General features: G+C 71.0%; 9 protein-coding genes. 2 read left to right on the forward strand and 7 right to left on the reverse strand.

The window, feature by feature from the left end:
* Positions 1-94: 94 nt before the first annotated feature.
* Both OHA11_RS15895 and OHA11_RS15900 read right to left on the reverse strand, forming a co-directional pair.
* Entirely contained in the window at positions 95-568 is a 474-nt protein-coding gene (locus tag OHA11_RS15895) for an ATP-binding protein (protein ID WP_266496740.1), read from the reverse strand.
* A 135-nt stretch (positions 569-703) separates the two neighbouring features.
* Positions 704-3,139 carry a LuxR C-terminal-related transcriptional regulator gene (locus OHA11_RS15900; RefSeq protein WP_266496742.1) on the reverse strand — a complete coding sequence of 812 codons (2,436 nt, stop codon included), beginning with the start codon at positions 3,137-3,139 and terminating at the stop codon, positions 704-706.
* A 395-nt stretch (positions 3,140-3,534) separates the two neighbouring features.
* Between OHA11_RS15900 and OHA11_RS15905 the strand changes: the two genes are divergently transcribed.
* Positions 3,535-4,911, forward strand: coding sequence for a M14 family metallopeptidase (locus tag OHA11_RS15905; protein WP_266496744.1), 1,377 nt, complete (start codon positions 3,535-3,537; stop codon positions 4,909-4,911).
* 110 nt (positions 4,912-5,021) lie between these two features.
* Here the strand turns inward: OHA11_RS15905 and OHA11_RS15910 are convergent, their stop codons facing one another.
* The 5 genes from OHA11_RS15910 to OHA11_RS15930 form a co-directional block, all read right to left on the reverse strand.
* The gene (locus tag OHA11_RS15910; protein ID WP_266496746.1) at positions 5,022-5,798 is read right to left on the reverse strand and encodes a hypothetical protein; all 777 of its coding nucleotides are present in this window, start codon (positions 5,796-5,798) and stop codon (positions 5,022-5,024) included.
* Between the two features lie 239 nt (positions 5,799-6,037).
* The gene (locus OHA11_RS15915; protein WP_266496747.1) at positions 6,038-7,621 is read right to left on the reverse strand and encodes a GntP family permease; all 1,584 of its coding nucleotides are present in this window, start codon (positions 7,619-7,621) and stop codon (positions 6,038-6,040) included.
* A 188-nt stretch (positions 7,622-7,809) separates the two neighbouring features.
* On the reverse strand, positions 7,810-8,232 hold the full coding sequence (locus OHA11_RS15920; protein ID WP_266496748.1) for a RidA family protein: 423 nt from the start codon (positions 8,230-8,232) through the stop codon (positions 7,810-7,812).
* A complete protein-coding gene (locus OHA11_RS15925; protein ID WP_266496750.1) occupies positions 8,229-8,993 on the reverse strand; it encodes an IclR family transcriptional regulator in 765 nt (254 codons plus the stop codon). The genes OHA11_RS15920 and OHA11_RS15925 overlap by 4 nt, the downstream gene beginning before the upstream one ends.
* Positions 8,990-10,174: a sugar kinase gene (locus OHA11_RS15930; RefSeq protein ID WP_323186569.1), complete on the reverse strand. Its 1,185-nt coding sequence runs from the start codon at positions 10,172-10,174 to the stop codon at positions 8,990-8,992. The genes OHA11_RS15925 and OHA11_RS15930 overlap by 4 nt, the downstream gene beginning before the upstream one ends.
* 212 nt (positions 10,175-10,386) lie before the next feature.
* On the opposite strand from OHA11_RS15930, the gene OHA11_RS15935 reads away from it, so the two are divergent.
* Positions 10,387-11,712 carry an amino acid deaminase gene (locus OHA11_RS15935; protein WP_266496752.1) on the forward strand — a complete coding sequence of 442 codons (1,326 nt, stop codon included), beginning with the start codon at positions 10,387-10,389 and terminating at the stop codon, positions 11,710-11,712.
* Positions 11,713-11,721 lie beyond the last annotated feature (9 nt).

Genomic DNA, 11,721 nt, shown 5'->3' on the forward strand with positions numbered 1-11,721 from the left:
GGCGTTCGGGCGGGCCCCGGCGGCTGGACCTGCCGCCGGGGCCCGGGCTGTGGTTCCGGAAGTGGACAACGGTTCGTCCGGAACTCGCGGGGCACTACGGCTGTCGCCGACCACAGCCGTCGGACCCGCACGTGCCGAGCTCGAACCAGACGGTCCGGCCCGGCCCGTCCTGGTGGCAGCCCCAGCGCCGCGCGAGCGCATCCACCAGGAACATTCCGCGGCCGCTCCCGGCGGTGCCCGACCCGAGCACCTCCGGGGGGCGGCGGTCGGCATCGGAGACCTCGCAGCGCAGAACCCCGTGCGCGGCCCAGAGGGTGAGGCGGAGGCGACTCGCCGCGTGTATCAGGGCGTTGGTGACGAGTTCGCTGGCGAGGAGCTCCGCCGTGTCGCTCTGTTCCGCGAGCCCCCAGCCCTCCAGCTGCCGCCTGACCTCCGCGCGGGCCTCGGCCGCCGCGGCGGGAAGGGGGTCGTACACGACGCTCAAGTGGCCTGCTCGCAGGGGTGGTTGGGGGTAGAAGCCGTACGCGGCGTCGGGATCCGGAAAATGTCCTCCGGAGAGTTGCAGCATGCTTCAAGGTTCGACTTCCCACGGCGCCCGGAAACGGGGAGGACTACCTGAATGCCTACCTGAAAACGTGCGTTCGCACCGGTTTCAGGGCATGGGGGTGCCCTCGCCGTGGGGGAATCGGGAGTTCTACGCGGCTCAGCGGCGCGCGGTGACCCACGCGGCGATCTGGCTGCGGCAGCTGAAGCCGAGCTTGCCGAGGATGCGTTCCACATGGCCCTCCGCGGTGCGCCGGGCGATCACGAGGCGGTCGGCGATCTGCTGGTTGGCGAGGCCTTCGGCGACGAGCTCGGCGACTTCCCGCTCGCGCCGGGTGAGGGGGTTCCCGTCGGAGCGGCGGGTGCCGGCGACCGCCGGTCTCCCGGACTCCTGGAGGGCGTACGAGACGATCCCGGTGAGCCCGAGCCCGCCGCCGCGCCGGTACGCCCGGTCGAAGTCCCCCGGCCCGACGGCCTTCCGTACCCTCCTCTCGCTCTCCTCGCGCGCGGAGTTGTACCTCGTGAAGCCGAAGCGGTTGCCGTCGATACCGGCCCAGACGCGGTCGGCGCCGCCGAGCAGGACGGCGGCACGTTCGTGGGCGCCGCGTGCGGCGGAGATGACGACCAGCAGGTCGAGGGTGAGACCGATGCCGATGACGTCGTGCACGGCGAGCTTGCGACGCAGGGCCTCACGGGCGTACGGCTCCGCGCGCTCCCATTCCTTCCGCTCCGCGTACGCGAGGGCGAGGACGCGCAGGACGTACGAGCGGACCCACTCCTCGCCGTGCTCCTCGCAGACGCGGCGGGCGTCCTCGCAGACCTGGACGGCCCGGTCGGTCTGGCCCAGGAAGGCGAGGCCGGCGGCGAGTCCGACCTGGTCGAGGACGGCGAAGCTGGGGAGCTGGCCCTGGACGGGGTCGCGGGCGACGGCGGCCTCGTAGTGCTCCAGGGCGGCGGGGAAGTCGTCGCCGAGCAGGGCCATCACGCCGAGCAGGTACTCCGCGTGGGCGACCTCCGCCGGGTCGCCGATGCGGCGGGCGAGCGCGCGGGCGTCCTCGGCGCGGTGGCGGCCCCGGGTGCGGTCCTCGGGGCAGCCGGCGAGCAGCCCCGCGACCCACAGTGCCCTGGCGCGCTCCCGGGTGGGCTCGGGAGACGCGTCGAGCGCGCGGTCCAGCCAGTACCGGCCCTCGCGGGGCGCCCCGCACGCGAGCCAGTAGAACCACAGGGTGCCGGCGAGCCCGAGTGCGGCCCGGGCCTCGCCCGGCAGGGTGAGGCTGAACTCCAGGGCGGCCCGCAGGTTGTCCTGGTCGGCCCGCAACCGGGCCACGATCTCCCGCTGCCCCGGCCCGAACCACCGCCGCTCGCACTCCACGGCCACCTCCTGGATCCAGTCCCGCTGCCGCCGCCGGGCGGCCGCTTCCGCCCCGGGCCGCTGCCGCAGCCTGTCGAGCCCGTAGTGCCGCAGCGTGTCGAGCAGCCGGTATCTGACCGGGCCGGGCCCGCCTTCCCTGCACAGCACGGACTTGTCCACGAGCCCGGCGACGGCTTCGAGGACGTCTTGGGGGTGTACGCCCTGGCACTCCCCGTCGCCCTCGCTCTCGTCCCTGTTGCTGTCCTTTTCCTTGCCCTCGCTCTCGTCCCTGTCGCTGTCCTTTTCCTCGCCCTCGCTGTCGGTGTCGGCGGCGGCGGTCTCGGTGTCCGCACACACCGCCTCCGCCGCCTCCAGGTCGAAGCTCCCCGCGAACACCGAGGCCCGCGCCCACACCAACTGCTCGGTGTGCGTGCAGAGTTCGTGGCTCCAGTCGACCGCCGCGCGCAGCGTCTGGTGGCGGGGCAGGACGGCCGGGCTGCCGGTGGTGAGGAGGCGGTAGCGGTCGTCGAGCCGGGCGACGAGCTGGTCGACGCCGAGGACGCGCATCCGGACGGCCGCGAGCTCGATGGCGAGGGGCAGGCCGTCCAGGCGGCGGCAGAGGCGGGCCACGGCGGCCCGGTTGTCGGGGGTGAGTTCGAAACCGGGGACGACGGCGGCGGCCCGGTCGGCGAAGAGCGCCAGGGCCGGGTACGTCGCGGCGGCCGAGAGGTCCGAGTCCGGGTCGGGCACCGGCAACGGACGTACGTCCAGGAGGTGTTCCTCCGTGAGGGCCAGGCGGTGGCGGCTCGTCGCGAGGACCCGGACGCCGGTCGTGCCGTGCAGCAGCGCGGCGGCCAACTCCGCGCAGGCGGACAGCAGATGCTCGCAGTTGTCGAGGACGAGGAGCAGTCGGCGGTGGCGGGCCTGCTCGACCAGCGCGTCCAGCGGCGGCTGTTCGGAGTGGTCGTGCAGGCCGAGGGCGTCGGCCGCGGCGAGCGGGACGAGCGCCGGATCGCGCAGTCCGGCGAGGTGCGCGAAGCGCACGCCGTCCGGGAACGCCCGCTCGACGCGGGCGGCGATCCGCCCGGCCAGCCGCGTCTTGCCGACGCCACCGGGCCCGGTCAGCGTGACCAGGCGTGCGGTGGCCAACAGCCGCCGCCCCTCGGCCAGTTCGTCCCGCCGGTCGATGAAGCTGGTCGTCTCGACCGGTGGCTGACGGACCCTTCGCGGCGCTGATCCGCCCATGATCGGCCAGTCCTCTGGGGTGGGAGACCGAAGCCGGAGTAAGCGGCTCCTCGTGCGCGGGTCCCCACTCTTCCGGCTGCGCCACGGCTTCGCACGCGCGCGTCACACCCGTGGGTGCACTTTGCGTGGGTCCGCGACGGGCGGTACGCGCCCGCGTACACTGCCGGGCCGCATATATGCACAGTGCCCGGTGTGTTTTCGGCTGGTTCATGCCGGTGGCTTCCAGCCCGCACTTGACCCGGACATGGCAGGCCTCCACGATGAGCGCCACACCCGTACACGGGGTCCCGTCGGTTCTTTCGGTGGCCCGCCCCGGCACGTCGCACGATCCACCCCCCGCTCCAATCCCCACACTTCCGGTGATCCCGGAATTTATGGAGAACCTAGGAGATTCCATGCGACTCCGCATCAAAAGCGACGGAACGTCCGCCGCTCCCCCCTCACCCGGCAGACGCGGCCGGCGCACCGCAGCGCTCGCCACGCTCCTCGCCCTGGCTCTCGCGGCCCCCATCGCCGCCACGACCAGCGCGAACGGCGCCTCCGGGGCGGCTCCCGCCTCCGACACGGACGAGATCCGCCAGTACGAGATCCAGATCCACGGCAGCACCTCGGCCACCCGTACGGCGATCGCCCAGACGGGTGTGTCGATCGACGAGGCCGACGAGGAGACCGTCGTCGTCTCGGGCCGCGCGGCCCAGGCGAAGAAGCTGCGGCAACTCGGCTACGAGGTCTCAGCGCTCGGCTCCGCCCCCAACCGGTCGAGCGCCGCGGACGCGAACATCCTCGACTTCCCCTCCGCCGACTCGCGCTATCACAACTACGCCGAGATGAACACGGAGATCAACCAGCGCCTGGCCGCCTACCCGAGCATCATGAGCAAGCAGGTGATCGGGAAGTCGTACCAGGGCCGGGACATCGTCGCCATCAAGATCAGCGACAACGTCGCGACCGACGAGGCCGAGCCCGAGGTCCTGTTCACCCACCACCAGCACGCGCGCGAGCACCTCACCGTGGAGATGGCGCTCTATCTGATCCGTGAGCTGGGCGCCGGGTACGGCTCCGACTCCCGCGTCACGAACATGGTGAACAACCGCGAGATCTGGATCGTCCCGGACCTCAACCCGGACGGCGGCGAGTACGACATCGCGTCCGGCGCCTACCGCTCGTGGCGCAAGAACCGCCAGCCCAACACCGGCAGTTCGTACGTCGGCACCGACATGAACCGCAACTGGAACTACCGCTGGGGCTGCTGCAACGGCTCGTCGGGCTCGACGTCCTCCGAGACCTACCGGGGTCCGGCGGCCGAGTCCGCGCCCGAGGTCAAGGTCGTCGCCGACTTCGTCCGCAGCCGGATCGTGGGCGGCAAGCAGCAGATCAAGGCTGGCGTGGACTTCCACACGTACAGCGAGCTGGTGCTGTGGCCCTTCGGCTACACCACGTCGGACACCGCGACCGGTATGACGGCCGACGACCGCAACGCCTTCGCCACGGTCGGCGGGAAGATGGCCGCCAGCAACGGCTACACGGCCGAGCAGTCCAGCGACCTCTACATCACCGACGGGACGATCGACGACTACCTGTGGGGCAGTCAGAAGATCTTCTCCTACACCTTCGAGATGTATCCGGGGTCCGCGAGCGGGGGTGGTTTCTACCCGCCCGACGAGGTCATCGAGCGGGAGACCGCGCGCAACAAGGACGCGGTGCTGCAGCTGTTGGAGAACTCCGACTGCATGTACCGGTCCATCGGGAAGGAAGCGCAGTACTGCAGTTGAGTTGACCGGCCAGAGGTACGTGGCTTGAGTCGGCCGACTTGAGATGCGTGGCCTGGAGTACGTGGGGAACTGCGCGGCCGTTGTGGCTGGTCGCGCAGTTCCCCGCGCCCCTATGGGGTGCTCTTTTCGACCTCTTCGACTTCCGCTTCCTCTTCGCCGTCTTCGCCGTCTTCGAAGTAGGTGTCCAGGACCTCGTCCAGTTGGGTCTCCCACTCCTTGAAGCGGGACCTGGCCGTCGCCTCGATCTCGATCGGGTACCAGCGGCGGTCGGGCGTGTGCACCGTGATGGTGAACCGCTTCCCGAAGCGCGGCGACTCGGTCTCGACGGCGCCGATCTCGTCCCAGCGGAACTCGGCCTCCTGGTCGTCCAGGCGCAGCCGTACGCCCCCGTGGTCGGCGACGATCCTCGCGCGGCGGTCGGACGCCTCGAAGACGGGGCCTCCCTCCGGAGCCTCTTCGGGCTCCTCGCCCGAGGGGTCCTCATCGGAGGATTCCTCGCTGGAAGACTCCTCACCGGAGGGTTCTTCGCCGGAGGGCTCCTCGCCGGAAGCCTCGTTTTCGAGCTCGGGCTCGGGCTTGGGCTTGGGCTCGGCCTCTGAGACTTCCTCCTTCGAGGTTTCCTTCTTCAAGGCCGGCGCCTTGGAGGCGGACTCGTCGGAGGCGGACTCGTCGGCAGGCGAAGCCTTCTCGGCGGCCTCCGCCGACTCCGGCTCCGTCTCGGGCTCCGTCTCCTCCGAGTCCTTCGACTCGGTGTCCTTCGACTCTGCGTCCTGCGGCTTGGCGTCGTTCGGCACGGCGGGGCGCGGGCCCGTGAGGCCGGGCACGAACGCCGGGTCGACCGCGGCGCCTTGCAGGGGCTGGATGTTGGGTCCTATGCGCTGCTCCACAGCGGGCAGTATGGTCGACGATCCTGTGCCGGGAACAGCCGGGCCCCAGAGATGGCCGGGAACCGGATATACGTGTGCTGCCTCATGGGGTGGACAACCCCGGGTCCATCGGTCGATACCGCGTTCTAGGGGCGGCTCGGCCCCCGACCGGCCACCCCTCACCGCCGAGGCAGTTCGAGGTAGCCGGGTGCGGGGTAGCCGGGTACAGGGGTACAGGTGTACCGGAGTGCCGAGTGGCCCTAAATGAAGACGCTCAGCAGTGCCGCCACCGCGAAGCCCGCCACCGACAGGACCGTCTCCAGGACCGTCCAGGACTTGAGGGTGTCCCGTTCGGAGATGCCGAAGTACTTGGCGACGATCCAGAAGCCTCCGTCGTTGACGTGCGAGGCGAAGATCGAACCGGCCGAGATCGCCATGATGATCAGCGCCAGATGGGCCTGCGAGAGGTCCTGCCCCTCGACGAGCGGGACGACGATACCGGCGGTGGTGACGATGGCGACCGTCGCCGAACCCTGGGCGACCCGCAGCACGACGGAGATCAGCCAGGCCAGCACGATGATGGGCAGGCCCACGTCGTTGAAGGTGTCGGCGAGCGCGTCCGCGATGCCCGAGCCCTTGAGTACGGCGCCGAAGACGCCGCCCGCGCCGACGACCAGCAGGATGTTGCCGACCGGCTTGAGGGAGGCCGTGGACACCGTCTCCAGCGACTTGCGGGACCAGCCGCGCCGGATGCCCAGCAGGTAGTACGCCATCAGCAACGCGATCGTCAGCGCGACGAAGGGGTGCCCGAAGAACTCGATGACCGAGCGGAACGTCGACGGGTCCAGGGCGATGGAGGAGAAGGTCGCCGCGAGGATCAGCAGCAGCGGCGTACCGATGATGAGGAAGACGGTGGAGAGGGAGGGCGGCTGCTCGGCGGGGTCCCCGCCCGGGCCGTCGGCGACGGCGACCGAGCCGGAGCCCGTGCCTGTGATCTTGCCCGTGGCTGTGCCTGAGCCTGAGCCGTCGGTGGCTCCACCGACTGCCGCCCGGCGCGCCGCACGCTCCGCGGCGACGGCCGCCTTCGCCTCGTCCGCGGCCTCGACCATGTCCTGCGGTACGGGGACGAAGAGGCGCTTGCCGATCCAGGCGGCGTACGCCCAGGCGGCGAGCACGGCCGGGATGCCGACGACGACGCCCATCAGGATGACCCAGCCCAGGTCGACCTTGAACAGTCCGGCGGCGGCGACCGGGCCGGGGTGCGGCGGCAGGAACGCGTGAGTCATCGACAGGCCCGCGAGCAGCGGCATGGCGTAGAGCAGGATCGACTTGCCGGAGCGCTTGGCGGCGGCGTACACGATCGGTGCGAGGACGAAGATGCCGACGTCGAAGAAGACCGGGATGCCGAAGATGAGGCCGGTCAGGCCCATGGCGAGCGGGGCGCGCTTCTCGCCGAACAGGTTGAGCAGGCGGGCGGAGAGCGCCTCCGCGCCGCCGGACACCTCAAGGATCGCGCCGAGCATCGTGCCCAGGCCGATGATGATCGTGACGTGTCCGAGGATGCCGCCCATGCCCGTCTCGATCATCGAGACGGCGGTCGACCGCTGGACGGTGCCGAAGAGTTCGGTGACGGAGAGTCCGGCCGACAGGCCGACGGCTATGGACACCGCGAGCAGGGCGACGAACGGCTGCAGCCTGACCCTGATGATCAGGACGAGGAGCAGGACGATGCCGAGGGCCGCGACCGTCAGCAGACCTGCGGTGCCGTCGATGAGGAGCAGCAGTCCGCCGGTGTGGGGTGGGATCTCTGGTGCGGGTGGTGTGGCTGCGAGGAGGGATGACATGGGGAGGACCTCTTCTTAAGGGCATGGTGTTTTTGGGCAGGGGGGATCGCTGTGCGGGGTGCGGGGTTTGTGGGGGGTGGTACTTGTCGCTGCCGGGTGCGGGTCGTTCGTGGCTGATCGCGCCCACGCGGCGGAGCCGCATATCGATGCAGCCCCGCGCCCCTGAAGACGGGGCGCGGGTCTGAGCCTCAGCTGTCCAGTACCGCCAGCGCGTCGATCTCGATCAGCAGGCCTGCCGGGAGGCCCACGTAGACCGTGGTGCGGGCCGCGGGGGGTGCCGTCAGGTTCTGCTCCTCGAAGTACGTGTTGTAGATCGCGTTCATCTCCGCGAAGTGGTCGACGTCCGTGAGGTAGACGCGGATCATCATCGCGTCGTCCCAGGAGGAGCCGCCCTCTTCGAGGATGGCCTTGACGTTGGCGAGGGTCTGGAGGGTCTGCTCGCGCAGGGTCGGCCCGGCGGGCGTGGGAGGCTGGCCCTCGACCGCGGGCAGGAAGCCGACCTGGCCCGCGACCTGGAGGATGTTCCCCTTCCTGACGCCGTGCGAGAACTTGGCGGGCGGGGCGGTGTGGGTCTTGGGCGTGAGAGCTGTCTTCTCGGTTTTGTCTGTCATGAAGTGCTTTCCTTCGCGGGGGTCCTGCCGGAGTACTCGCCACTGATGGCGTCCGCCGTACGACGCACCAGTGGGAGCAGTGTGAGGAGTTCGTCGGCGGTGACGACGACGTTCGGGGCGGAGACGGACATGGCGGCGACGACGCGGCCGTCGGCGCCGCGGATGGGCGCGGCGACGCAGTTGATGGACTCCTCGTGGCCGCCGAGGTCGGTGGCCCAGCCCTGGTCGCGCACCTTCTCCAACTCCCGCAGGAACGCGGGGGCGTTGGGGGTCGAGCGGGACGTGTACATCGGGTAGTCGAGCTTGTCCGCGAGCACGCGGCGCTCGGGCTCGGTCAGGTCGGCGAGGAGCAGTTTCGCCACCGCTGCGACCGTGATGGCGACGGGCTTGCCGATGCGGGAGTACATGCGCACCGGGTAGCGGCTCTCGACCTTGTCGATGTAGAGGACCTCGCCCTCCTCGTACACGGCGAGGTGGACGGTGTGGCCGCACTGCTCGTTGAGGCGTACGAGATGGGGGTGGCCGATCTCGCGGACGTCGAGGTTCTCGACGGCCTCCTGGGCGAGGGCGAACAGGCGGGCGCCCAGGCGGTAGCGCTGGTCGGACTGGCGGTAGACGAGGCCGTGCTCGTGGAGCGTGCGCAGGAGGCGCAGGGCGGTGGACTTGTGGACGCCGAGCCGCTCGGCGACCTGCCCGAGGTCGGCGGGGCCCTCGGCGAGCAGCGGCAGGATGCTCAGCGCGCGGTCGACGGTCTGGCTCATGGGGTGTGTACCTCCTCCTGGGCCCGGTCTGCGGCGTTCGTCCAGCCGGGGCCGAGTCGAAGTGTCCCCCACGCGTCGTCGTCCAGGGCGGCGAGGCGGTCGGCGAGGTCGCGGGAGGGGGGTGTGCCCAGGTCTCCCGGGACGGTGAGCGCGGCGGCGGCCATGAGGTGGCCGTGCCGGAGGCGGTCCCGGGCGGGGAGTCCGCGGAGGGTGGCGGACAGGAAGCCGGCGGCGAAGGCGTCGCCCGCGCCCACGGCCGCGACGACCTCGACGCGCAGGCCCGGTACGAAGGTGACGACGTCAGTGGCGGCACCGTCGACGACATCGATGTCGATGTCGATGTCGATGTCCATGTCCATGTCCATGTCCATGTGGGTGTCCATGTCGATGTCCGTGTCGCCCTCGCGGAGGTCGGCCCGGTCGCGTACCCGCTCGAAGACGGTCGCTCCGCCCCCGCCCTGCTTCACGACCAGGACGTCCGGCTCGGGCAGCGCCTGCCGGACGACGCCCGCGCCGCGCAGCCCCCACGCGGCCTGCGCCTCGTCCTCGCCGACGAACACGATGTCGGCGCCGCGCGCGAGGTCCAGCAGGACGCGGGGTCCCTCGGGGGTGTCCCACAGACCGGGGCGGTGGTTGACGTCGAAGGAGACGAGCGCGCGGCCGGGGCGGCGCGTGGTCAGCTCGCGCAGCAGCCGGAGGCAGCCGCCGGAGAGCGCCGCGGTGATGCCGGAGAGGTGGAGGACGCGGGCCGAGCGGACCGCGTGCAGGTCCACGGTGTCCGTGGCCATCGCCGAGGCCGCCGAGCCGGTGCGGTAGTAGGCCACCTCGTGGGCGTCGGTGGACCGGTCGTTCGCCGTGCGGAAGTAGATGCCGGTGGGGCGGGTGGCGTCGCGCTGTACGGCGGAGGTGTCGACGCCGTACGCGCCTATCGCCTCGATCAGGTGGTCGCCGAAGCCGTCGTCGCCGACCCTGCTCACCCACTTCGCGGTGTGGCCCGCGGCGGCCAGGACGCAGGCCACGTTGGACTCCGCGCCGCCGATCGCGCGTTCGAAGGACGGCACGTCGGCGAGGCGGCCCGGCAGGGAGGGAAGGAACGTGACCATGGACTCGCCGAGGGTGACGACTTCCACGGCGGGCGTGGGGTTCACGGCGTCCGTGGGAGCGGGTCCGGTGGGGGTCACGATGGCTGGGGCTCCTTGTTGCCTCGGTGGGCCTTGGTTGCCTTGATGGGCTCGGTCGCCTTGAGGGGGCTGGGTCGCCTTGATGGGTCTCGGTTGCCTTGATGGGTCTTGGCGGCTCCGTTGACCCGGCGTTGGCCGAGATGTTAGACAGCAGTAAGCGCGACACGCAATGACTGTTGCAGATACTGCAACGACTTGATTGGGGAGGCTTCATGGCCGCCGACTCCGTACCCGGCACCGGCGCGGAGCGTCTCGCCGCGCTCGCGGACGAACGTGTCGACCATCGCTTCAAGGGGCTCCCGCCCGACGCCGACGGACTGACCGTCGGCGAGTTGACCGCCCAGCGCCGGAACCTGTTCAGCGGCGGCTTCACCACGCCGGTGCTCGCCCTCTCCGCCGAGCGGCTGGCGCACAACCTGCGGCTCATGGAGACGTACGCGGTCCGGCACGGGCTCGCCTTCGCCCCGCACGGCAAGACGTCGATGGCGCCCCAGCTCTTCCAGCGGCAGATCGAGCACGGCGCGTGGGGCATCACGCTGGCGGTCCCGCACCAGGTGCGGGTGGCGCGGGCCTTCGGTGTCCAGCGCGTGTTCCTGGCGAACGAGGTGGTGGACCCCGCCGCCCTGGGCTGGGTGGCCGCGCAGCTCGCCGCCGATCCCGCGTTCCGTTTCGTCTGTTACGTCGACTCCGTGCGCGGGGTGGAGCTGATGGACGCCGCGCTGCGGGGTGCCGCCCGGCCCGTGGACGTCGTCGTCGAGCTGGCGGCCGGCGAGGGCGCCCGGACCGGCGTACGGACGGAGGCGGAGTGCGCGGCCGTCGCGGAGGCGGTGGCCGAAGTGGACACGCTGCGGCTGGTGGGTGTCGCGGGGTACGAGGGCGAGGTGCCGGACGCGGATCCGGAGCGGGTACGCGCCTGGCTGCGGCGGCTCGTCGCGCTGGCCGTCGACTTCGACAAGGCCGGTCGCTTCGAGGGCCTGGACGAGATCGTGGTGAGTGCGGGCGGCAGCGCCTGGTTCGACGCGGTGGCCGATGTCTTCGCGGGGATTCCCGAACTGTCCCTGCCCGTGCTGAAGTTGCTGCGCTCCGGCGCGTACGTCTCGCACGACGACGGGCACTACCGGAAGATCACGCCGTTCAACCGGGTCCCGGAGGAGGGCGCCCTGCACCCCGCGTTCCGGCTCTGGGCGCAGATCGTCTCCCGTCCGTCCCCCGAGCAGGCCTTCGCCAACGCGGGCAAGCGGGACGCCGCGTACGACCTGGATCTGCCGGAGGTGCAGGTCGTTCGCTCAGGCAGTACGGGTAGCGCGGGTAGTTCGGGTGGTTCGGGTAGTGGTGAGCGGGCGGCGGACGGCATCACCGTCACGGGTCTGTCCGACCAGCACGCCTGGGTTCGTACCGCCGCGGGCGCCGACCTCCAGGTCGGCGACTGGGTGGGCATGGGGCTCTCCCACCCCTGCACGTCCTTCGACAAGTGGCAGCTGATTCCGGTGGTGGAGCAGGACGGCACGGTCGTCGAATACATCCGCACCTACTTCTAGTACCTCCAC

The organism is Streptomyces sp. NBC_00878, assembly GCF_026341515.1.
Lineage (GTDB): Bacteria > Actinomycetota > Actinomycetes > Streptomycetales > Streptomycetaceae > Streptomyces.